At 69.4% G+C, this 22,931-nt stretch carries 19 protein-coding genes; 16 read left to right on the forward strand and 3 right to left on the reverse strand.

Annotated features, from left to right (window positions below; genetic code table 11):
* Nucleotides 1-212: 212 nt before the first annotated feature.
* The 13 genes from ftsW to ACGF7Y_RS34245 all read left to right on the forward strand — a co-directional run bounded on the left by ftsW (nucleotide 213) and on the right by ACGF7Y_RS34245 (nucleotide 15,214).
* On the forward strand, nucleotides 213-1,619 hold the full coding sequence (gene ftsW, locus ACGF7Y_RS34185) for a putative lipid II flippase FtsW (RefSeq protein ID WP_393241436.1): 1,407 nt from the start codon (nucleotides 213-215) through the stop codon (nucleotides 1,617-1,619).
* Nucleotides 1,616-2,722 (forward strand): undecaprenyldiphospho-muramoylpentapeptide beta-N-acetylglucosaminyltransferase, encoded by a 1,107-nt coding sequence (murG, locus tag ACGF7Y_RS34190; RefSeq protein ID WP_357041448.1) that lies wholly within the window; start codon nucleotides 1,616-1,618, stop codon nucleotides 2,720-2,722. Before ftsW ends, murG begins: the two co-directional genes overlap by 4 nt.
* Nucleotides 2,719-4,242 carry a UDP-N-acetylmuramate--L-alanine ligase gene (gene murC / locus ACGF7Y_RS34195; RefSeq protein ID WP_393241384.1) on the forward strand — a complete coding sequence of 508 codons (1,524 nt, stop codon included), beginning with the start codon at nucleotides 2,719-2,721 and terminating at the stop codon, nucleotides 4,240-4,242. Before murG ends, murC begins: the two co-directional genes overlap by 4 nt.
* 6 nt (nucleotides 4,243-4,248) lie before the next feature.
* Nucleotides 4,249-4,971, forward strand: a complete 723-nt coding sequence (locus ACGF7Y_RS34200; RefSeq protein ID WP_393241387.1) for a cell division protein FtsQ/DivIB — start codon at nucleotides 4,249-4,251, stop codon at nucleotides 4,969-4,971.
* Nucleotides 4,972-5,323: 352 nt separating this feature from the next.
* Complete coding sequence (ftsZ, locus tag ACGF7Y_RS34205; RefSeq protein ID WP_062977380.1) at nucleotides 5,324-6,568, forward strand: cell division protein FtsZ; 1,245 nt, start codon at nucleotides 5,324-5,326, stop codon at nucleotides 6,566-6,568.
* 270 nt (nucleotides 6,569-6,838) lie between these two features.
* Entirely contained in the window at nucleotides 6,839-7,567 is a 729-nt protein-coding gene (gene pgeF, locus ACGF7Y_RS34210; protein WP_393241390.1) for a peptidoglycan editing factor PgeF, read from the forward strand.
* Between the two features lie 52 nt (nucleotides 7,568-7,619).
* Complete coding sequence (locus tag ACGF7Y_RS34215; RefSeq protein WP_393241393.1) at nucleotides 7,620-8,381, forward strand: YggS family pyridoxal phosphate-dependent enzyme; 762 nt, start codon at nucleotides 7,620-7,622, stop codon at nucleotides 8,379-8,381.
* Nucleotides 8,382-8,486: 105 nt separating this feature from the next.
* Nucleotides 8,487-9,269 carry a cell division protein SepF gene (locus ACGF7Y_RS34220; RefSeq protein WP_040865945.1) on the forward strand — a complete coding sequence of 261 codons (783 nt, stop codon included), beginning with the start codon at nucleotides 8,487-8,489 and terminating at the stop codon, nucleotides 9,267-9,269.
* A 90-nt stretch (nucleotides 9,270-9,359) separates the two neighbouring features.
* Nucleotides 9,360-9,662 (forward strand): YggT family protein, encoded by a 303-nt coding sequence (locus ACGF7Y_RS34225; protein WP_039797136.1) that lies wholly within the window; start codon nucleotides 9,360-9,362, stop codon nucleotides 9,660-9,662.
* A gap of 69 nt (nucleotides 9,663-9,731) precedes the next feature.
* Complete coding sequence (locus tag ACGF7Y_RS34230; RefSeq protein ID WP_063053722.1) at nucleotides 9,732-10,589, forward strand: DivIVA domain-containing protein; 858 nt, start codon at nucleotides 9,732-9,734, stop codon at nucleotides 10,587-10,589.
* Nucleotides 10,590-10,666: 77 nt separating this feature from the next.
* On the forward strand, nucleotides 10,667-10,867 hold the full coding sequence (locus ACGF7Y_RS34235; protein WP_393241397.1) for a hypothetical protein: 201 nt from the start codon (nucleotides 10,667-10,669) through the stop codon (nucleotides 10,865-10,867).
* Between the two features lie 273 nt (nucleotides 10,868-11,140).
* Nucleotides 11,141-14,275, forward strand: a complete 3,135-nt coding sequence (gene ileS, locus ACGF7Y_RS34240) for an isoleucine--tRNA ligase (protein WP_393241400.1) — start codon at nucleotides 11,141-11,143, stop codon at nucleotides 14,273-14,275.
* 387 nt (nucleotides 14,276-14,662) lie between these two features.
* The gene (locus ACGF7Y_RS34245) at nucleotides 14,663-15,214 is read left to right on the forward strand and encodes an NlpC/P60 family protein (RefSeq protein ID WP_393241402.1); all 552 of its coding nucleotides are present in this window, start codon (nucleotides 14,663-14,665) and stop codon (nucleotides 15,212-15,214) included.
* Nucleotides 15,215-15,335: 121 nt separating this feature from the next.
* On the opposite strand, the gene ACGF7Y_RS34250 is transcribed toward ACGF7Y_RS34245, so the two are convergent.
* Nucleotides 15,336-16,223, reverse strand: a complete 888-nt coding sequence (locus tag ACGF7Y_RS34250; protein ID WP_393241405.1) for a UTP--glucose-1-phosphate uridylyltransferase — start codon at nucleotides 16,221-16,223, stop codon at nucleotides 15,336-15,338.
* 404 nt (nucleotides 16,224-16,627) lie between these two features.
* Here ACGF7Y_RS34250 and ACGF7Y_RS34255 point away from each other — a divergent pair, with 404 nt between their 5' ends.
* Together ACGF7Y_RS34255 and ACGF7Y_RS34260 are read left to right on the forward strand one after the other, a co-directional pair.
* Nucleotides 16,628-17,956 (forward strand): DNA polymerase IV, encoded by a 1,329-nt coding sequence (locus tag ACGF7Y_RS34255; protein WP_393241439.1) that lies wholly within the window; start codon nucleotides 16,628-16,630, stop codon nucleotides 17,954-17,956.
* Between the two features lie 194 nt (nucleotides 17,957-18,150).
* Nucleotides 18,151-18,651 (forward strand): hypothetical protein, encoded by a 501-nt coding sequence (locus ACGF7Y_RS34260; protein ID WP_040865962.1) that lies wholly within the window; start codon nucleotides 18,151-18,153, stop codon nucleotides 18,649-18,651.
* Between the two features lie 124 nt (nucleotides 18,652-18,775).
* Here the strand turns inward: ACGF7Y_RS34260 and ACGF7Y_RS34265 are convergent, their stop codons facing one another.
* Together ACGF7Y_RS34265 and rarD are read right to left on the reverse strand one after the other, a co-directional pair.
* Nucleotides 18,776-19,282: a PaaI family thioesterase gene (locus ACGF7Y_RS34265; protein ID WP_393241408.1), complete on the reverse strand. Its 507-nt coding sequence runs from the start codon at nucleotides 19,280-19,282 to the stop codon at nucleotides 18,776-18,778.
* A 205-nt stretch (nucleotides 19,283-19,487) separates the two neighbouring features.
* Entirely contained in the window at nucleotides 19,488-20,405 is a 918-nt protein-coding gene (gene rarD, locus ACGF7Y_RS34270) for an EamA family transporter RarD (RefSeq protein WP_393241411.1), read from the reverse strand.
* Nucleotides 20,406-20,440: 35 nt separating this feature from the next.
* Here rarD and ACGF7Y_RS34275 point away from each other — a divergent pair, with 35 nt between their 5' ends.
* Entirely contained in the window at nucleotides 20,441-22,864 is a 2,424-nt protein-coding gene (locus ACGF7Y_RS34275; protein WP_393241414.1) for an HAD-IC family P-type ATPase, read from the forward strand.
* The last annotated feature ends 67 nt before the right edge of the window (nucleotides 22,865-22,931 follow it).

Here is a 22,931-nt window from a genome sequence, read left to right on the forward strand (position 1 = left end):
GGACGCCCACTCCGGTCGGTCGAACCACCTTCGCGGAGCAGCGGGCCCACCGCCGCATCGCTTTCGGCGCCGAGATATCCCGACGCCGCTCCGGTTACGGCCGAGAGTGAACCGGGGGGCGCATGGTGCGTAAAGGTAACGGCACGCGGTCGACAGCGAAAGCGGGTACCCAGAAGACCGGCGCGCAGCCACAGCGGAGCCGGGCGTCGGGTATGGGGCCCGCGGCGTGGCTGGCACGCCCGCTCGCGTCGTTCCACCTCGTCGTTACCATCGCGACACTGCTGACGGCCCTGGGACTCGTCATGGTCCTGTCGGCGTCCGGAGTCGTGGAATACGCGGAAGGCGGGTCGGCGTACTCGCTGTTCATCCAGCAGACCCTGTTCGCGGCGATCGGCGCCGTCCTGTTCTATCTGGCCCTGCGGGTTCCGCTGCGCCTGTTACGCCAAGCGTCGTTCCCGCTGTTCGCGATGTCGGTACTGGCGCTGGTGCTCGTCCTCGTTCCCGGTATCGGCACCCGCGTGCAGGGCGCCCGCCGGTGGCTGATCCTCGGCCCGGTCTCGGTGCAGCCGTCCGAAGTCGTGAAGGTGACGTTGATCGTCTGGGGCGCTCACCTGCTGGTTTCCCGGCGCGCGATCGGTTCGGGTCTGCGCGACATCCTGGTTCCGCTCGTCCCGGCGGGTGTGCTGGTGTGTCTGCTGATCGTGGTCCAGCCGAACCTCAGTACCACGGTCGCGGTCGGGATCATCCTCGGCGCCCTGCTGTGGTTCGGCGGCCTACCGATCCGGTTGTTCGTGACGATCGCGGTCTCCGGCGTCGTGGCCGCGGGCGTGCTCGCGATGTCCGCCGGATACCGGTCGAATCGGGTCCGGTCCTTCTTCAACCCGGGTTCCGATCCGCAAGGCGACAATTACCAAGCGCGGCAAGCGCTGTATTCCCTGGCCGACGGGGGGATCTGGGGCAGAGGGCTGGGGCAGAGCCGGGCCAAGTGGAGCTACTTGCCGAACGCGCACAACGACTTCATCTTCGCGATCATCGGCGAAGAACTGGGCTTCCTCGGCTGCGCGCTGGTGCTCGGACTGTTCGCCTTGTTCGTCTACACGGGCCTGCGCATCGCCAGCCGGTCGGCGGATCCGTTCCTGCAACTGCTGACCGCCGCCGCGACGACGTGGATCGCCGGGCAAGCCATGATCAACATCGGGTACGTGGTGGGTTTGCTGCCGGTCACCGGACTGCAGCTGCCGCTGGTGTCGGCCGGTGGCTCATCGCTCGCGATCACCCTGCTCATGTTCGGGCTCATCGCCAACGCCGCTCGCCACGAACCGGAGGCCGTCGCGGCGCTGCACGCCGGACAGGACGGTCGTTTCAGTAGGCTGTTGCGGTTGCCCAAACCCGAGGTGTACGCACCGGCCCGGGGGAGTTCGGCCCGCCGCGGCCGGGCGCCCAGGCAGGCCGACCGCGGACCGTCCGCGCTTCCGCGGGGGCGGGGCGGGCGGTACAGCGCGGAACCGCCGCGGCGCCGCTCGCCGGAGAGCCGCGGCACCAGCTCGGCGCGCGCCACCAGGGCTTGGGAACCCAGTTATCCGGTCAATCACGCAAGAGAACGGGGAAGATCTAGGTGATCTCGGTAATCGTCGCGGGCGGCGGCACGGCGGGCCACATCGAACCGGCGCTGGCGGTGGCGGACGCGTTGCGGCGGCTCGACGATTCGATCCGGGTGACGGCACTGGGCACCGAACGCGGTTTGGAGACCCGCTTGGTCCCCGAGCGCGGCTATCCGCTCGAGCTCATCCCTCCGGTCCCGCTGCCGCGTAAGCCCACCGCCGATCTGCTGCGGTTGCCGGGCCGGGTACGCGCCTCGGTGGCCGCGACCCGTGCCGTCATCGACGCGGTCGAGGCCGACGTGATCATCGGGTTCGGCGGCTACGTGGCGCTGCCGGCGTATCTCGCCGCGGGCGCGGGCGTACTGCGCCGCAGGCGGCCGGTTCCGGTGGTGGTGCACGAGGCGAACGCCAAGGCAGGTATCGCGAACAAGGTCGGCGCCCGCCGCGCCGCGCGGGTGCTGGCGGCGGTCCCGGACTCGGGTCTGCCTAACGCGCGCGTGGTAGGCATCCCCGTGCGGGAATCGATCACCGGATTGGACCGCGCCGCATTGCGAGCCGAGGCGCGGGCGCACTTCGGCCTGCCGGCCGAAGGACCGGTGCTGCTGGTCTTCGGCGGATCGCAGGGCGCGCGGACCCTGAACGAGGCGGTCTCCGGCGCCGCGCCCCAGCTCGCCGCCGCGGGTATCTCGGTGCTGCACGCGCACGGCCCCAAGAACACGCTCGAGGTGGACGATTCCGCCGGTGCGGACGGTGTCCGGTACGCGGCGGTGCCATACCTGTCCCGGATGGACCTCGCCTACGCCGCCGCCGACGCGGTGGTCTGCCGATCGGGCGCGATGACCGTCGCGGAGGTCTCCGCGGTGGGGCTGCCCGCGTTCTACGTGCCGCTGCCGCACGGCAACGGGGAGCAGGAACTCAACGCCCGGCCCGTGGTGCGCCAGGGCGGTGGCAGAATTGTCCCCGATTCCGAGTTGACGCCGAAGTACGTGATCGATGAGGTGATTCCGCTGCTCATGGACCCCGCACGGCTGATCGAGATGGGCCGGGCCGCCGCGGGCGCCGGGCACCGCGACGCCGCCGACGAGGTGGCGCGGATCGCGATGGAGGTGGCGCGCCGATGAGCGACACCACCGCCGACCAGGCCGCGCCGGACGCCGTCACCGAACGCACAGGGCTGCCCCCGGAGCTGGAACGCGTGCACATGGTCGGCATCGGCGGGGCCGGGATGTCCGGCATCGCGCGGATCCTGCTCGCCCGCGGCGGTGCGGTGTCGGGATCGGACGCCAAGGAGAGCCGTGGCGTGCTCGCGCTGCGCGCGCGCGGCGCGCAGGTGCGGATCGGGCACGACGCCACCGCCTTGGACCTGCTACCCGGCGGCCCGACCGCCGTGGTCACCACGTACGCGGCCATCCCCAAGACCAATCCGGAACTGGTCGAGGCCAACCGGCGCGAGATCCCGGTGCTGCTGCGCCCGACCGTGCTGGCGTCGCTGATGCGAGGGCATCGCACCCTGCTCGTCTCCGGCACACACGGCAAGACCTCCACCACCTCGATGCTCATCGTGTCGTTGCAGCACTGCGGGGTCGACCCGTCGTTCGCGGTGGGCGGTGAGCTGAACGAGGCGGGCACCAACGCCCACCACGGCACCGGCGACATCTTCGTGGCCGAGGCCGACGAGAGCGACGGCTCGCTGCTGCAATACGACCCGGACGTCGCCGTGGTCACCAACATCGAGTCCGATCACCTGGACTTCTTCGGCTCCGACGAGGCCTACGTCCAGGTCTTCGACGACTTCGCCGACCGGCTCGCCGCGGGCGGCCTGCTGGTGGTGTGCCTGGACGATCCCGGCTCGCGGGCGCTGGCCGAGCGGGTCGGCGAGCGCTTGGCCGAGCGGAACGTCCAGGTCCTCGGCTACGGCTCCGGCGACCTCGCGGACGCGCCGGTCGCGGTGGGCGCCCGGCTGCACAGCTGGGAGCCGCGCGACGTCGGCGGCATCGCGCAGTTCCAGCTCGCCGACGAGGCCGCGCCGCGCGCGCTGCGCCTGGCGGTGCCGGGCAGGCACATGGCGCTCAACGCGCTCGGCGCCCTGCTCGCCGCCCGGGCCGCCGGCGCCGAGGTGGGGGAGATCATCCAGGGTCTGGAGGGGTTCGGGGGTGTGCATCGACGATTCCAGTTCGCCGGGCGGGAGAACGGCGTGCGGGTGTTCGACGACTACGCCCATCACCCCACCGAGGTGCGCGCGGTGCTCGGCGCCGCCGCCGAACTGGTCCAGCAGGAGGCGCGCGACGGCGCCCGGTCCAGGCAGGGCCGGGTGATCGTGGTCTTCCAGCCGCACCTCTACAGCCGGACCGCGACGTTCGCGCAGGACTTCGGCGCCGCGCTCAGCCTGGCCGACGAGGTCGTCGTGCTCGACGTCTACGGCGCGCGGGAGAAGCCGCTGCCCGGCGTGAACGGTGCGCTGGTCGCGCAGTCGGTGACGAAGCCGGTGCACTACCAGCCGGATATGTCGCGGGTCGGGCGCCAAGTCGCGGGGCTGGCGTTGCCGGGCGACGTGGTGATCACCATGGGCGCCGGTGACGTCACGATGCTGGGCAGCCAGATTCTCGACGGATTACGGGCGCGTCCCCAGCACGGACGGTGACCCGGCGTGCGCGGGGTCGACTCGGCGCGCGCGGCCGGGCGCCGCGCGGGTGATCGGTTCGGCGAGATCGAATGGCGCCGGATTCGCCTGTGGGGATTGCTGAGCGTGTGCGTTCTTGCAGTGCTCTGTGTCATCGCCTGGTTCACCCCGGCGCTCTCGGTACGCACCGTGCGGATCGAGGGGGCGGTGGCGGTCCCCGAGCAACAGGTGCGGGATCTGCTCGAAATTCCCTCCGGCCGCTCGATGCTGCGAATCGACACCAATGCCGTCGCCCGGCGAGTGGTGAGCATTCCGAAGGTGCGCTCGGCACGGGTGCAACGGATATTTCCGTCCACCGTCCGCGTGACCGTGGTCGAGCGCGCCGCGGTGTTGTACTACGACAGCCCGCAAGGCGCGCACCTACTGGACGCCGACGGCGTCGAATTCGCGGTCGAGCCCGCGCCGATCGGCGTGCCGAAGTTGGTCACCGGTCATCCCGGCGGCGCCGACCCGGTGACCGGGGCGGCGGTCGCGATACTCGCCATCGTGCCGCCTGCGCTGGCAGTTCAGGTGAGCGAGGTTGCGGCCCGGTCCATTTCGGATATTTCGCTGAATCTGAAGGACGGCCGCACGGTACTCTGGGGCGGGAGCAACGACGCCGAGCGAAAGGCGGCGGTGGTGTTGCCGTTGTTGACGCGCCCCGGAACGGTGTTCGATGTGTCGAGTCCCAATCTGGTCACGGTAAAGTGATCCACACCCATTGCGCCCAGATGATTTTCAGCGGTCCGGAAGTAGTTCCGGCGCGGAGAAGGGGGCCGGGGGGCAACCGTTCACCATACGACGTGTGGAGCGGCGAGACGAGCGGGATCACGCAGGATTCTGGCTCTCGTGTCGGCGCGCCTTCGCGCGTATCGCGTCGGCTGCGAATAGCGTTCCGTACCAGTCGGATACTTGACATAACGCTAACCCTATGGTTGAACTTTAGGGTTTGCCGAGCCGCGGTTCGCTCTTCGCAGCGACCCGACCCCCCGGAACGGGCCGAGGAGCGGCGTGCCGAGAATCCGGAAACGACAGGCTTTAGATCGAAGGAAGGCGAGAGCCCATGACGCCCCCGCACAACTACCTTGCGGTGATCAAGGTCGTCGGTATCGGCGGCGGCGGTGTGAATGCCGTCAACCGGATGATCGAGCAAGGACTCAAAGGTGTCGAGTTCATCGCGGTCAACACCGACGCCCAGGCCCTGCTGATGAGTGATGCCGACGTCAAACTCGACGTCGGCCGTGAACTGACCCGCGGCCTCGGCGCGGGCGCGGACCCCGAGGTCGGGCGCAAGGCCGCCGAGGACCACAAGGACGAGATCGAAGAGGTGCTCAAGGGCGCCGACATGGTCTTCGTGACCGCGGGCGAGGGCGGTGGCACCGGCACCGGTGGCGCCCCGGTCGTCGCGCAGATCGCCCGTAAGCTCGGCGCGCTCACCATCGGCGTGGTCACCCGCCCGTTCTCCTTCGAGGGCAAGCGGCGCGGGAACCAGGCCGAGGTCGGCATCAACCTGCTGCGCGAGTCGTGCGACACGTTGATCGTCATCCCGAACGACCGGCTGCTCCAGCTCGGCGACGCGGCGGTGAGCCTGATGGACGCGTTCCGTTCCGCGGACGAGGTGCTGCTCAATGGTGTGCAGGGCATCACCGACCTGATCACCACCCCCGGTCTGATCAACGTCGACTTCGCCGACGTCAAGAGCGTGATGTCCGGCGCGGGCAGCGCGCTGATGGGAATCGGTTCGGCGCGTGGCGAGGGCCGCTCGGTGAAAGCGGCCGAATCGGCGATCAATTCGCCGCTGCTGGAAGCGTCCATGGACGGTGCGCACGGCGTGCTGCTGTCGATCGCGGGCGGATCGGACCTCGGCCTGTTCGAGATCAACGAGGCCGCGTCGCTCGTGCAGGAGGCCGCGCACATCGAGGCAAATATCATCTTCGGCACGGTGATCGACGATTCGCTCGGAGACGAGGTGCGAGTCACCGTGATCGCGGCGGGCTTCGACGGGGGCGGACCGGCCCGGCGCACCTTCGAGAATCCCGGCCGCAGCACGATCGGCACGGCGCGCTCGGGTGAGATCGGGCAGAGCCGCACCAGTGAGGTCGCGGCGCGCGGCAGCGACAGCACACCGACTACCTCCGGCGCGACCGCCGCGGGCCGCGGCACGCTGCCGAGCTACCGGGACACCGAACGCCAGCGCACGCTGGGTGAGCCGACGGTGACGAGCAACACGCGCTCGCACATCACGCCGCCGGATGCCGGCGACGATGACGACGACGTGGACGTGCCGTCGTTCATGCGGAGGGGCTGAGCGCTGGAGTGTGGTTCCGGCGCAGGCCGGGACCGACCGCGCAGAGCGATCCCGGCCCGAGCCGGGACGTCTCGGCGGGACACGGGGAGTGGTGTCCCGGAGTTCGACTATCGATCAGTGCTTTCGGGGGAAGGCCGGCGTGGGGGCCGGCCGGGCGGGACCGGGCGCCGGGGCGCCCGATGCGACGCGATCGCCACCGCCCGCGGGGAATATTCGCTCTCTACCTGGTCATTTCGACGCCCGTCGCCGAGCGCAACTACGCTCGTCGCCATGACTATCGCGCCGACCATCACTGTCCGACGGGTCACCACGACCAGGGCCGGAGGCTTCTCGGCGCCACCTTACGACTCGTTCAATCTGGGCGACCACGTCGGCGACGATCCGGCGGCCGTGCGGCGCAATCGCGATCGGCTGGCCGATGGCATCGGCCTGCCGCCGGAGCGCCTGGTCTGGATGGAACAGATCCACGGCCGCACCGTGGAGATCGTCGACGGTCCCCGCCCCGAACCGGTCCCGGCCACCGACGCGCTCGTGACCACCGTGCCGGGACTCGCGCTGGTCGTGCTCACCGCCGACTGCGTGCCCGTTCTGTTGTCCGACGACGAGGCGGGCGTGATCGCCGCGGTGCACGCGGGACGGATCGGCGCTCGCATCGGCATCGTGCCGCGCGTGCTCGAGGCGATGGTGTCGGCCGGTGCGCGCCTGGACCGGGTGGGAGCCTTTCTCGGGCCCGCCGCCTCCGGCCGTCAGTACGAGGTTCCCGCCGCCATGCGCGCCGACGTCGAAGCGCATCTGCCCGGCAGCGCGACCAGCACGGTCCGCGGTACCCCCGGCCTGGATCTGCGCGCGGGTATCTCCCGGCAGCTCACCGAGGCGGGCGTGGGCGCGATCGCGGTCGACCCGCGCTGCACCATCGAGGACCGCACCTTGTTCAGTCATCGTCGTGGCGCGCCGACCGGCCGGATCGCGGGTGTGATCTGGATGGAGACCGGCGCATGAGCGCGCGTGATGCCCGCGCGGTGCCGGACCCGAGCGTCGGTGGGGTGCGGGCATGAACGCCGAGGCGAAGGCCGCGGTGGACGGCGCGCTCACGACCCGGACCGGCGAGCTGTCGGCCAAACTGGCCGGTCTGCTCGCCCGCATCGACTCCGCCTGCCGCGTGGCGGGCCGGGCGCCGGATTCGGTGCGGCTGCTGCCGGTGACGAAATTCTTCCCGGCCGCCGACGTGGCGATCCTGCACCGGCTCGGCAGGCGCGAGTTCGGCGAGTCCCGGGAGCAGGAGGCCGCGGCGAAGGTGGCGGCGCTACGTGAGGAAGACCTCTCCGGCATTCGCTGGCACATGATCGGACGGTTGCAGCGGAACAAAGCCCGGGCTGTCGCCCGCTGGGCGCACACCGTCCACTCGGTCGACAGCGAACGTCTGGCAACCGCTCTCGACGCCGGTGCCCAAGCTGCGTTGGAGGCCGGAGAGCGCACCGAACCGCTCCGGGTGTTGCTCCAGGTGAGCCTGGATGACGACCCCACTCGAGGGGGTGTCGCGGCCGCGGATCTCCCCGTGCTCGCCGAACGGATTGCGAACGCGCCGGGATTACGTTTGTCGGGTCTGATGGCCATTCCGCCCTTGGGGGCGGAGTCTGATGCCGCATTTGCGCGACTTGCGATGTTGCACACGTTGTTGCTCGCCGATCATCCGGAGGCGACAGAGCTTTCCGCGGGAATGTCCGGCGATCTGGAATGCGCGATCGAACACGGTTCGACGGTTGTGCGTGTCGGTACCGCCTTGATGGGTATGCGACCGATAACCTCGGGCTAGCAAAGAAACCTCATCAGTCACATTCGACACATATGCTGGGATCTGACGAGGGCTGAGCAAGACTTCAACACCCGGCCGCCACCGGGGCCGAAGGAAGGTCGACCAATGAGCACGCTGCACAAGTTCAAGGCGTACTTCGGCATGGTTCCGCTCGAGGATTACGAAGACGACTACGTCGACGATCGCGCTCCCCGAGGCGTGGACGAGCGCGGTGCTCGCCGGCCCCGGCCCCGTGACTACTCCGACCGCGACGGCTACGTCGACCGCTACGGCGACGACCGCTACGGCGCGGGTCGTTTCGACGACGTCGACTACCCCGAGCCCGCCTACAAGTCGCCCTACAAGGCGGGTTACTCGGTGTCGCGGCGCGACGACTACGCCGACGAGCCCTACGGTGACGACCGCTACGACGCGCCCAGGCGTCCCACCCGGATCGATGCCGCACCGTCCGGCCGCTTCCGGGCGGGTGGGAGCGCGCCACCGCTGCGTGGCACCACCCGTGGCGCGCTCGCCGTCGATCCCGACGCCGAGGAGCGCAGGCTGGAGGAGCGCGTGCGTCCCGAGCCCGCCCCCGTGCGGCGGCCCGGGATCTTCGAGGACGGAGGCCCCTTGTCCAAGATCACCACGCTGCGCCCGCGCGACTACAGCGAGGCACGGATCATCGGCGAGCGCTTCCGTGAGGGCAATCCGGTGATCATGGATCTGGTCGATCTGAGCAATGCCGACGCCAAGCGGCTGGTCGACTTCGCCGCGGGTCTGGCCTTCGCGCTGCGCGGGTCGTTCGACAAGGTGGCGACGAAAGTGTTCCTGCTCTCACCGGCCGATGTCGACGTATCAGCGGAAGAACGCAGGCGCATCGCGGAAACCGGCTTCTACAACCAGAAATAAGGTTGTGATCTGGGGGGTGAAGCGGACCGGCCGCCCGTTGTGCGGCGCGGTCATTTTGCGCGAAGCGATTTTTACGGCAGAGTGAACTCCGTGGCCTTGTTCGCGGTGCTGTACTTCGTACTGTTCATCTTCTGGCTGTTGCTGATCAGCCGGGTGATCGTCGAGTTCATCCGTAGCTTTGCCCGAGACTGGCGTCCTACCGGTGTCGTGGTCGTCGTCCTCGAGGTGATCTTCACGATCACCGACCCGCCGGTGAAACTGCTGAGGCGGTTGATACCCCCGGTGTCGCTGGGCGGAATTCGCCTGGATCTGTCGATTATGGTCCTGCTTTTCATCGTCTTCATCCTGATGTCGATCGTGGGCAGGCTCGGGCAACCGGTAGCTCCGGTGTGACAGAATGGGCCGAGAAGACAGCTTGCTAGATCTGCTAGATCTCCAAAAGACGCGTGAAGGGATCCTTCCATGCCGCTGACCCCAGCCGATGTGCACAACGTCGCGTTCAGCAAACCGCCGATCGGGAAGCGCGGCTACAACGAGGATGAAGTCGACGCGTTCCTGGATCTCGTTGAGCAGGAGCTCTCGCGCCTGATCGAGGAGAACGCGGATCTGCGCCAGCGGGTCGCCGAACTGGACGCGGAACTGGCCGACGCGAAGAAGAACCGCGGCCCGGCCGTCGCGAACACCGTGAAAGCGCCGATTCCGCAGGCCCCGCCGCCCCCGCCGGAACCGATCAAGCCTCCGGTTCCCGCCGCGCCGCCCGCTCCGATGCCCGCCGCGCCGGTGGCCAAGGACGCTCCGGGCGCGGACGCGAACCTGCAGGCCGCCAAGGTGCTCAGCCTCGCCCAGGAGATGGCGGATCGGCTGACCAGCGATGCCAAGGCCGAGGCGGAGAGCTTGCTGTCGAATGCCCGGGCGAATTCCGAGCGATTGGTCGGAGACGCCAGGACGCGGTCGGAGGCGATGATCGCCGACGCCCGCCAGAAGTCGGACGCGATGCTGTCGGACGCGCAGACCCGCTCGGACAGCCAGCTGCGCCAGGCCAAGGAGAAGGCCGACGCATTGCAGGCGGACGCGGAGCGCAAGCACACCGAGATCATGGCGACCATCACCCAGCAGCGCAGCGTGCTGGAGAGCCGGATCGAGCAGCTCAAGACCTTCGAGCGGGAGTACCGGGTGCGGTTGAAGTCGTACCTGGAGTCGCAGCTCGAGGAGCTGGAGAACCGTGGCTCGGCGGTTCCGGTCGATGGCGGCGAAGCGTTCGCGGACGCCAACACAGCGAACAACCTCGCGCCGGCGTCCTTCGCCAAGGGCGGCAAGTAGCACGCCGCGCACGAGCACAGCAGTTCGCATACCGTTAGAGGAACTGTCGAGCCGCCCGGCATGCCTTGGGGGTCACCATGCTCGTCTTGACACTCGTCCTTGCCGCGATCGGCTTCGCCCTGCTCGTGGCCGCGCTCACCACCGGATCGGTGATCTGGGCGTGGGGTTGCATCGTGGTGTGCGTCATCGGTGCGATGCTCCTGCTGGTGAGCGCTTTGTCCATGCGGAGTCCGGAAGGTGATTCCCCACCGCCTCCTGGCCGACATGCCAAACGCTGACCTGCTCTCCGATATGAGTTGACCGCTGCGGCTAGAATCAAACATGAATACGGCGTCGATCCGGCTATCACCGGGGAGCCTTCGGAAGAACGGTGGCGCGGCCCGCGGGCCGGGCGCTCAGTAGAACCGAACGGGTGAGCCCGTCACAGCTCGCGAATGAGAGGTCCGGAGTTCGTCACGCCGGACAAGCGGGGTGGTACCGCGGTTTCGGCGCACCGGGCGCCGTCATCGTCCCCGTGCCCATGACACACGGCACGAGGAGACGTATCCGCCATGGCGGACCACACTTCCAGCAACAGCGCGTACCCGCGCGTCGACCTCGGCGTCGGCAACGGGGCGTCGTTCCCCGAGATGGAGCGCCGCGTGCTCGACGCGTGGGCGGCCGCCGAAACCTTCCGCGCGAGCATTGAAAACCGTTCCGGCGCAGCCGAATTCGTCTTCTACGACGGCCCCCCCTTTGCCAACGGTCTGCCGCATTACGGACATTTGCTTACCGGATACGTCAAAGACCTCGTCCCGCGTTTCCAGACCATGCGCGGCAAGCGGGTCGATCGGCGATTCGGATGGGACTGCCACGGACTGCCCGCCGAAATCGAAGCCGAAAAGCAGCTCGGTATCACGGACAAATCACAGATCGATGCGATGGGGCTCGCGGAATTCAACGCGGCCTGCAAAACGTCGGTACTGCGCTACACCGGTGAATGGCGCGACTACGTGACCCGCCAGGCCCGCTGGGTCGACTTCGACAACGACTACAAGACGTTGGACACCGACTTCATGGAGTCGGTGATGTGGGCGTTCAAGTCGCTGTACGACAAAGGTTTGATCTATCAGGGCTTCCGGGTGCTGCCCTACAGCTGGTACGAGCAGACGCCGCTGTCGAATCAGGAAACCCGCCTCGACGACGCCTACAAAATGCGCCAGGACCCGGCGGTCACCGTCGACATGGCGTTGCGCGTGCCCGCGGAGCATCCGCTGCACGAACTCGACGGCGCCAACGCGCTGATCTGGACCACGACGCCGTGGACGCTGCCGTCCAACCTGGCGATCGCGGTGCACCCCGATGTCCGCTACGTGCACCTGCGCGGCGCCGACGGCAAACGCTATGTGCTCGCGGCCGAACGGGTTTCGCACTACGCGCGGGAGTTCGGCGAGAACCCGGAGGTGCTCGCCGAGTACGACGGCGCCGCGCTGGCCGAGCTTTCCTACGCGCCGCCGTTCGACTTCTTCGTCGGCCACCCCAACGCCCACCGGGTGCTCACCGCCGACTACGTGACCACCGACTCCGGCACCGGCATCGTGCATCTGGCGCCCGCCTTCGGTGAGGAGGACATGGACGTCGCCACCGCGCACGGCATCGAGCTGGTGCAGCCGCTGGACGCGGGCGGCAAGTTCACCTCGATGGTCCCGCCGTACGAGGGCCTCATGGTGTTCGACGCCAACCCGGTGATCATCAAGGACCTCAAGTCCGCGGGAAAGCTGTTGCGGCACGAGACGATCGAGCACTCCTACCCGCACAGCTGGCGCTCCGGGCAGCCGCTGATCTACATGGCCGTGCCGTCCTGGTTCGTCGCGGTCACCAAGTTCCGCGAACGGATGGTCGAGCTCAACAAGCAGATCACCTGGGTGCCCGAGCACATCCGCGACGGCCAGTTCGGCAAGTGGCTGGAAGGCGCGCGCGACTGGAACATCAGCCGCAACCGCTACTGGGGCAGCCCGATCCCGGTGTGGGTGTCCGACGATCCGGCCTACCCGCGCGTCGACGTGTACGGATCGCTGGACGAGCTGGAGCGTGACTTCGGCGTGCGCCCGGCCGATCTGCACCGCCCGATGATCGACGAACTCACCCGGCCGAATCCCGACGACCCGACCGGCGAGTCGACCATGCGCCGGGTGCCGGAGGTGCTGGACTGCTGGTTCGAGTCCGGCTCGATGCCGTATGCCCAAGTGCACTACCCGTTCGAGAACAAGGAGTGGTTCGACAGCCACTTCCCGGGCGATTTCATCGTCGAGTACAACGGGCAGACCCGCGGCTGGTTCTACACGTTGCACGTGCTGGCGACGGCTCTGTTCGATTCCCCGGCGTTCAAGACCGTTGCCGCGCACGGCATCGTGCTCGGTGACGACGGCCTGAAGATGAGCAAGTCCAAGGGCAACTACCCGGACGTCAACGAGGTGTTCGACCGGGACGGCTCGGACGCGATGCGCTGGTTCCTGATGAGTTCGCCGATCCTGCGCGGAGGCAACCTCATCGTCACCGAGCGCGGCATCCGCGAGGGCGTGAGTCACGCGCTGCGACCGCTGTGGAACGCGTGGACCTTCCTGCAGCTGTACGCCTCGAAGCCCGGGGTGTGGCGCACGGATTCGCCGCACGTGCTCGATCGCTACATCCTGGCGAAGCTCGCGCGAACCCGGGACGTCATCACCGAGGCGCTGGAGGCCTACGACATCGCGGGCGCCTGCGAGGAACTGCGCTCGTTCGCCGACGCGCTGACCAACTGGTATGTGCGGCGGTCGCGGTCGCGGTTCTGGAGCGAGGACCGCGACGCGGTGGACACCCTGCACACGGTGCTCGAGGTGGTCACCCGGCTGGCGGCGCCGTTGCTGCCGCTGATCACCGAGGTGATCTGGCGCGGACTGACCGGCGGCGACTCGGTGCACCTGGCCGACTGGCCGAAGGAGGGCGAACTGCCGGACGACCCGGAGCTGGTCGCCGCGATGGACGAGGTGCGGGTGGTGTGCTCGACGGTGCTGAGCCTGCGCAAAGCACAGAACCTGCGGGTGCGGCTGCCGCTGGCCGAGGTCACCATCGCCGCGGCCGACGCCGAGCGGCTGGCGCCGTTCGCCGACATCGTCGCCGACGAGGTGAACGTCAAGAAGGTGGACCTGACCACCGATGTGGACTCGCACGGCCGCTTCGAGCTGGTGGTCAACGCCCGCGCCGCGGGTCCGCGGCTCGGCAAGGACGTGCAGACGGTGATCAAGGCGGTCAAGGCCGGGGAGTGGTCCGAGGACGCGGACGGCACGGTTCGTGCGGCCGGAATCGCCCTGCTGCCCGAGGAGTACACCCAGCGCCTTGTCGCGGCCGAACCCGAGTCGACCGCGGCGCTGCCCGGGAACGCGGGTCTGGTGGTGCTGAACTCGGTGGTCACCGAGGAGCTGGAGGCCGAGGGCTGGGCCCGGGACCTGATCCGCGATCTCCAGGAGACCAGGAAATCGTCCGGACTGGACGTCTCCGACCGCATCACCGTGGTGCTGGAGGTCCCGGCGGAGCGGGCCGCGTGGGCCGAGACGCACCGTGACCTGATCGCGGGCGAGATCCTCGCCACCACGCTGACCTTCGGCGACGCGGGTCCGGAGGCCGCCGATCTGGTCGGCGGCGTGCGCGCGAAGCTCGCCAAGGCATAGCGCGCCGAGTACCGAGCGAGCCGGGGCGGGACCCATCGGGTCCCGCCCCGGCTGCTGTGCGGAGCGGTTCTCGTGCCCCTCGTTCCGGGCCCGACCGCTGCGGATCAGCGGTCAAGTTAGTGACGTAGATCACATGCTGAGAGTTTGCTGATTCCCGACAATTCGGCGATATCCCAGGCACAATCTGCGGTGTCGCTGCTGTTGACCGGCTCGTATCCGGAGCGGCAATTTCTCTTTCTGGCTTGTCTTACTTGGAATTCGGCCGCGCCGGTAACACGCCCGGTGCGGGTGGCGGTGGCTCCGCACCGGTGGCCGCTGCTGATGCCATGTATTAGCCAGGCCGCCGATCGGCGGCCAGTCATCCGCGCCCATGGAAGGGGCGAGTACGTGCCGAGAAAATCGACGCACCGCATCGCACTCGGATTTCTGCTCTCCACCATCACGATCCTCCTGCTCGCCGGACCCGTGTGGGCCGACACCGGCAGCGCCTCCGGCAGCGGGCCGGGCAGCGCCTCCTCCGGTTCGGCCTCGGGCAGCGGTCCCGGTGGTGACTCCGGCAGCGCCAGCGGCTCGGGCGCCCTGCCGGTGCCCAGTGTGTTCGGCGTCGGCGCGCTGGCCGCGGCGACCACACAGATCGGCAAGCCCTACGAATGGGGCGGAACCGGCCCCTCCAGCTGGGACTGCTCGGGGCTCGTGCAGTGGGCGTACCGCCAGGTCGGCGTGAGCATTCCGCGGACCACCTGGCAGCAGGCGAAGGCGGGCGCGCCGGTGCCGCGGGGCTCGCTCTCGCTCGGCGACGTGGTGGTGCTGAACCAGGACGGTTCACACGTCGGCATCTACGCGGGTAACGGACTGGTACTCAACGCCTATGACTGGGGTGTGCCGGTGGGCTACACCCCGCTCGACGAATTCGACATCTACGCCATCCGCCGCTTCTGAGCGCGCACCCGGCGAGGGCACGCGACGCCGATCGCGGTTGTTCCCGGGATGACACGGCCCCGACCACCGGTGTGGTCGGGGCCGTGTCGGCGAGTCGCTCGCCGTGGTCGAGGCCAGGAGGTCAGCCGTCGAGGCCGTCGGCGAGGTCGCGCAGCGACGGTCCGTACTGCGGGTGCGCCAGCGCCGAGGCGAATTGCGCCACCAGGTAGTCGGCCGGGTTGCCGGTGTCGTACCACCGGCCGCGGATCACCTGGCCGAAGACCGGATTGTTCGCCGCGTGCACGTTGATCGCGTCGGTGAGGTACACCTCGCCGGTGCGGTGCTCATACCACGCTTCGGTCTGCCTGCGCAGCTCGTCGATGATGCCGGGGGTGACGACGTAGCCGCCGATCGCGGCGAACGACGACGGCGCGTCCTTCGGCTTCGGCTTCTCCCGCAGCCCGGTGATGCGCAGCAGGCCGTTGCCCTGGTCGTCGGCGACCACCGGCACGCCGTAGCGCTGCGACTCGGCGGGATCCATCGGCATCAACGCCAGGACGGGCGCCCCGGTGGCCTCGTAGGCGTCGATGAGCTGCTGGGCGCGCGGCACCTCGGCGACGAACACGTCGTCCGGCCACAGCACCAGCATCGGCTCGTCGCCGAGATTGCGGGCGGCGTTGAGTACCGGGGTGCCGTTGCCGTACGGCCCGTGCTGGTCGAGGTAGGTGATGTGGCCGAGCCGGGACAGTTCGCCGACCTCCTCGACCGCGTCGGCGAAGGCGGTCTTGCCGTCCGCGCGCAGCTGGGCCACCAGCGCCGGGTTGGGGCGGAAGTGGTCCTGGATCAATGATTTCCCGCCGCTGACCACGATGGTGATGTCGGTGATGCCCGAAGCGACCAGCTCGCGGACGGTGTGCTCGATCACCGGCTTGTCGCCGACCGGCAGCATCTCCTTGGGGATGGCCTTGGTCAGCGGAAGCAGACGGGAGCCGATACCTGCGGCCGGGATGACGGCCTTGCGGATATTCATGAGTCCGATCATCACATATCGGACCGGGCGCCGAGCTCCCTCCCCGCGGCACGTCGGCGGTTATTTCAGGACTGTCGAGTACCGGGGCCGGCGCGGAAAAGGGCAGATCAAGGCCGGTGCGGCGACACAGGGGGCCACCCGGAGACGAGGGGAGGCGAGCCGCGATACCGGCAGGTAACCGGTAGCTAGCGCACAGCCACCTGACAGCGTCACCGCCCGCCCGAGCTGTCGGTGGGCGGGCGTACATTGCACCCGTGCGTACCGAGAAACCGAGCGTCGAGCGCGCGGCCGCGCCGTCGACCGGGATCGGGACGACGCGCGGGGACGGCTCGGTGAGCCCGCGGCCTCTTCCGGCGTTCGCCGACGCGGACAGCGTCGCCCGGCGCTGGGTTCTGCATATAGATATGGACGCGTTCTTCGCCTCGGTCGAACAGCTGACCCGGCCGACATTGCGCGGCAGGCCGGTGCTGGTCGGCGGAACCGGTGGCCGCGGGGTGGTGGCCGGAGCCAGTTACGAGGCGCGTGTCTTCGGCGCGCGGTCGGCGATGCCGATGCATCAGGCGCGCAGGCTGGTCGGTGTCACCGCGGTGGTGGTGCCGCCGCGCGGGGCGGTCTACGGCGTGGTCAGCGGGCAGGTCTTCGACGCGCTGCGCAGCCGGATCCCGGTGCTGGAGACGCTGTCGTACGACGAGGCGTTCGGCGAGCCCGCCGAGCTGGCGGGCGCGACGGTCGCGCGGGTGCACGCGTTCTGCGAGGAGTTGCGCGCGGTGGTGCGCGAGCGAACCGGGCTGACCGCCTCGGTGGGCGCCGGCACCGGTAAGCAACTGGCCAAGATCGCCTCCGGCTTGGCCAAACCCGATGGGGTGCGAGTGATCTCGCCGGTCGAGCAGCCGCGTCTGCTGGCGGGGCTGCCGGTGCGCAAGTTGTGGGGCATCGGGCCGGTCGCGGAGGGCAGATTGCGTTCGCTGGGCATCGAGACGGTGGGCGCTTTCGCCGCCCTGCCGGAGTCGGAGGCGATGTCGATCCTCGGCGGCAGTGTGGGCGCCGCACTGCACCGGCTGGCGCGCGGCATCGATGACCGTCCGGTCGCCGAACGCACCGAGGCCAAGCAGATCAGCGCCGAGACCACCTACGAGACCGACATCGTCAGCCTCGAGCAGTTGCGCCCGGCCATCGAGGACATGGCCGCGGCGGCGCACCGGCGCCTCGCCGGCGACGGGCGCGCGGCGCGCACGGTGGTGCTCAAACTGAAGAAGTCCGATATGAGCATCGTCACCCGCTCCTTCACCCTTCCCTACGCCACCGAGGACCTGGCCACCCTCGCCGCCGCCGCGCAACGTTCGGCGCTCGACCCGCGGGAACTGGGCCCGATCCGTCTCGTCGGGGTCGGCTACGGCGGCCTGTCGACGATCCGCCAGGAGTCGCTGTTCCCCGAACTGGATCGCGGCACGGCCGCCGAGATCGTCACGGCGCAGCCGGAAGCCGAGCCCGCGCACTCCGCCGGACTCGGCGCTGCCCCGCAGATCAGCGCGCCCACCTTGCCCGTGGCGGTCTGGCATCCCGGCATGGACGTGACCCATCCCGAGCACGGCCACGGCTGGGTGCAGGGCGCGGGGCTCGGCGTGGTGACCGTTCGCTTCGAAACCCGTTCCACCGGTCCGGGTCCCGCGCGCACCTTCGCCGCCGACGACGCCGCGCTCACCCGGGCCGATCCGCTGCGCAGCCTGCTCTGACGGCCGGGCCCGCGGCTCGACATCGCCCGGCCGGGCGCGTACGTTCGCTGCCGACGACCATCGTCGGTCCGTGTGGATCTTCGGCGGCGCCGCCCGGTGCCGGTAGCCTGGGACCTCGTGCAGCGCCGCCGGTTCGGGTGGCGGCTGTCAAGGTGGAACACGACACGGACCTCTCGAACGCAAAGGACGAGCAGTTGAAGCTTCGTAAGACTGGACGCATCGCGATCGCCGGCCTGGCCATCGTCGCCGCGCTTGGCCTGACCGCCTGCGGTGGCGACGACAAGGACAGCAAGCCCGCCGCCAAGACGTCGACCAGCGCCAAGGCGTCGGCGACCGCGAGCGCGAACCTGCCGCCGGTCCCGACTCCCGCGGAGCTGAACACCGCCCTCTCCCGTGCGCTGGACCCGTCGGTGCCCGCCTCCGAGAAGCTGGACAACGTCCAGGGCGCCGAAGCCGATCCGACGCTGCCGGATCGCCTGTCCCAGGCCGCGGCGGGCGCCGACGTGAAGATCGAGGTCACCGACGTCACCTCGTTCGGCGACAGCGTGAACGCGAAGGCCAAGTTCATCCTCAACGGCCAGGAGAACATCGTCGACGTGCCGTTCGTCGCCGACAACGGCAAGTGGAAGATCCAGAAGGCGTGGGCCTGCACCATGCTGACCAACCTCGGTCAGCAGTCGGCGGCCTGCAGCTGAGTTCGCACCACCGGCCGGGCCGGTCGCCGGGATTCGTCCCCGCGACCGGCCCGTCGTCGTTGCGTGAAATGTGCTGCGCACCAGGCGGTTCGAGCTGCCCTGCCGGGCCGGTGCGGCACTGTCGCTAGATCATCCGCAGGATCGCGCAGGTCGCGGCGGCGTGCGCGTACAGTTCGCCGTCCTCGGCCCCGATCAGGCGGGCCTCCGCGCTCGCGGTGGTGGGGCCGACGTGGATAGCGGTGCCTTCGCAGCGCAGCGGCTGGGTGTCGGCGCGCACGTGCCGGTGCACGTGGATGCCGATCTGAACCGAGGTGGACCGCGATCCGCCCGGCAATCTCGTCATCACCGCCGATTCGAGGGCCGATTCGAGCACGGCCGTCACAAAGCCGCCGTGCGCCCCGCCGATGGGGTCGAGCAGGTGATCGCCCGGCTCGCCCTCGAAGACCACGATCCCGTCACCGACCTGGGCCAGTCGGAAGCCGAGTGCGTTCAGGATCGGCGCGTTCGGGAGTCGCCCGTCGAGCGCTCCCTGCAAGATTTCTCGGCCGGTCATGCCCAGCAGGTCGGGCGCCGTCCCGGCGGGTGTCCGCCAGATACGGGTGCGGGAGCGAAGGGGGTCGGGCGCGGTCATGTGTCGACGCTACAAAGCGGACGGAACCCAGAGAAGTGTCGGATCCGACACTTTTGCGACCGTCTCCGACGAATACTCACTTCTCGGCGTCCGGCGTCCGGCGTCCGGCGTCCGGCGTCCGGCGTCCGGCGTCCGGCGTCCGGCGTCCGGCGTCCGGCGTCCGGCGTCCGGCGTCCGGCGGTCGGGTCCTGACCGCTGTGTCGGGTCACGGACGTGGTGCTGCGCCTGTGAGATCTGACGCTGTGCGCCGCGCACGCCGGGCTCGCAGCAGCGCTTCGGTGGTGAAGATCGCCAGCGCGGCCCAGATCAGCGCGAAACCGGCCCATCGCGAGGCGGGCATCGGCTCGTGCGCGATGGCGACGCCCCAGGCCATCTGGAGCGCCGGGGTCAGGTATTGCAGCAGGCCCATGGTGGACAGCGCGACGCGCTGAGCCGCGACGGCGAACAGCAGCAGCGGGACCAGGGTGACCGGTCCGGTGGCCGCCATCAGCGCGGTGTGGGCGGGGCCGGAGGCGAATTCGCTGTGCCCGGTGACCGCCAGAGCGACGGCGAACGCCAGCGCGAAGGGCGCGGCGACGATGCCCTCGGCGGCGATGCCGCGCAGCGCGTCCAGCGGGATCACCTTCTTCACCAAGCCGTAGGTGGCGAACGAACAGGCCAGGGCCAGGGCGATGACCGGCGGCCTGCCGTAGTCGACGGTGAGCACGGCCACCGCGCCCGCGCCGAGTGCCAGGGCGGCCCACTGGGCGCCGGAGAGCCGTTCCCGGAAGATCACCACCCCGAACGCGACGGTCACCAGCGGGTTGATGAAGTAGCCGAGCGCGCATTCCACGACGTGCCCCGAGGTGACGCCGTAGACGTACACGCCCCAGTTGAGCGCGATCGCGGCGGACGCGACGGCGGCCAGGCGCCAGACGCGGCCGCCGATGCCGCGCAACTCGCGTATCCGGCCGCTCAGGGCGAGCACCGCGAGCACGACGACCAGCGTCCAGACGATCCGCTGCGCCACCACCTCACCAGGACTGGCGAACGCCAGCAATCCGAAGAACGCGGGGAAAAGTCCCCACAAGAAGTACGCGCTCGCTCCGAACGCTGCACCGGGGATGGACCTGCTTCGCCGCACGAGGACGAACGTAGTTGTCCCGTAGCCTTGCGGTCATGTCGATTACCGTGCAGGCTTCGGGCGCCACCGGACTGACCGCGGCCGAGGTCGAGCAACGTCGCCGCGACGGACTGACCAACGACGTCCCCGATCGGGCGAGCCGCTCGGTCCGCGACATCGTGCGCGCGAACGTCTTCACGCGGATCAACGCCATCCTCGGGGTCCTTTTCGTCCTGGTGCTGGCCACCGGATCGATCATCGACGGCATGTTCGGCCTGCTGATCGTCGCCAACAGCGCGGTCGGCATCATCCAGGAGATCCGCGCCAAGCGCACGCTCGACGAGCTCGCCATCGTCGGCCAGGCCAAGCCGACCGTCCGCCGGGACGGCACGGCGGTCGAGGTCGCGCCGCACGACGTGGTGCTCGACGACCTGATCGAGCTCGGGCCGGGCGACCAGATCGTGGTGGACGGCACGGTCGAGGAGTCCGCGCAGCTCGAGGTGGACGAGTCGTTGCTCACCGGCGAGGCCGATCCGGTCGACAAGGCGGTCGGCGCCACGGTGATGTCGGGCAGCTACGTGGTGTCCGGGTCCGGCGCGTACCGCGCCACCAAGGTCGGCCGGGACGCCTACGCGGCGCGGCTGGCGGAGGAGGCGAGCAAGTTCACCCTGGTGCACTCCGAGCTGCGCAGCGGTATCGACAAGATCTTGAAGTTCATCACCTACCTGCTGATCCCGGCGGGCCTGCTGAGCATCTACAACCAGCTCGTCTCGAGCAAGGAGTCCTGGCGGCCCGCGGTCACCGGGATGGTGGCCGCGCTGGTGCCGATGGTGCCCGAGGGGCTGGTGCTGATGACCTCGATAGCGTTCGCGGTCGGCGTGGTGCGGCTGGGCAGGCGCCGGTGCCTGGTCCAGGAGTTGCCCGCGATCGAGGGCTTGGCCCGGGTGGACGTGGTGTGCGCGGACAAGACCGGCACGCTGACCGAGAACGGCATGCGGCTGTCGGATCTGAAGACCCTGGACACCTTCGACGACACCGAGGTACGCGCCGCGCTGGCCGCGCTCGCCGCCGACGATCCGCGACCGAACGCGAGCGTCCAGGCCATCGTCGAGGCCTTGCCGGACGGTCCCGGCTGGCAGCGCACCGCCGTCGCGCCGTTCTCCTCGGCCAAGAAGTGGAGCGGCTGCTCCTACGGCGAGCACGGCGACTGGCTGCTCGGCGCGCCGGACGTGCTGCTCGACCCGAACTCCGCTGACGCGCGGGTGGCCGAGGAACTGGGCGCCTCCGGTCTGCGCGTGCTGTTGCTGGCCCGCGGCGACCGTGCGGTGGACGCGGCGGACGCTCCCGGCGTCGTGCGGCCCGCCGCCCTGGTCGTGCTGGAACAGAAGGTCCGGCCGGACGCCCGCGACACACTCGAGTACTTCGCGAGCCAGGATGTCTCGATCAAGGTCATCTCCGGCGACAACGCCGTGTCGGTCGGCGCGGTGGCTTCCTCGCTCGACCTGCCCGGCGGCGATCATCCGATCGATGCGCGGGAACTGCCGGAGGACCGCGACGGGCTGGCCGGCGTGCTGGACCGCAACACCACCTTCGGCCGGGTCCGTCCGGACCAGAAGCGCGCCATGGTGTCCGCCTTGCAGTCGCGCGGGCACACCGTGGCGATGACCGGTGACGGCGTGAACGACGTTCTCGCGTTGAAGGATTCGGATATCGGCGTGGCCATGGGCTCGGGCAGCCCCGCGACCAGGGCGGTGGCGCAGATCGTCCTGCTGGACAACAAGTTCGCCACCTTGCCCTATGTGGTCGGGGAGGGACGCCGGGTGATCGGCAACATCGAGCGCGTCTCGAATCTGTTCCTCACCAAGACCGTCTATTCCGTCCTGCTCGCCTTCTTGGTCGGGATCGCCGGCGCCGGTTCCCAGATCTTCGACTACGATCCCATCGGCTACCCGTTCCTGCCGCGCCACGTCACGATCGCGGCCTGGTTCACCATCGGTATCCCGGCGTTCATCCTCTCGCTCGCGCCCAACAACGAGCGCGCCCGCACGGGCTTCGTCGGACGGGTCATGCGACTGGCCATCCCGTCGGGCGTGGTGATCGGCGCGGCCACCTTCGTGGCGTACCTGATCGCCTATGCCGGGCCGGACGCGGGCGAGGAACAGAAGATCCAGGCGGGCACCACCGCCCTCATCACCCTGATCATGATCGCGGTGTGGGTGCTGGCCATCGTCGCGCGTCCGTACGTCTGGTGGAAGGTGGTCCTCGTCGCGGCGTCGGTGGCGGCGTACGTCTTCTTGTTCACCGTTCCCTTCACCCGCGAGTTCTTCAAACTCGACCCCTCCAACCTCGCGCTCACCGGTGCGGCGGTGGCCTGCGGCGTGGTGGGCATCGTGCTGGTCGAGGCCGCGTGGTGGGTGAGCGCGGTGCTGCTCGACGACAAGCGGCAACTGCTGCCGAGTTCGCCCGGCGGAGCCGCCTGACAGACTGGACGTCTGACTAGCCGCGCCACGAGAAGCCTTGTGCGAAGCGGCCATTCAGAGTTGGAGT

This window comes from Nocardia sp. NPDC047654, assembly GCF_043205035.1.
Classification (GTDB): Bacteria; Actinomycetota; Actinomycetes; order Mycobacteriales; family Mycobacteriaceae; genus Nocardia.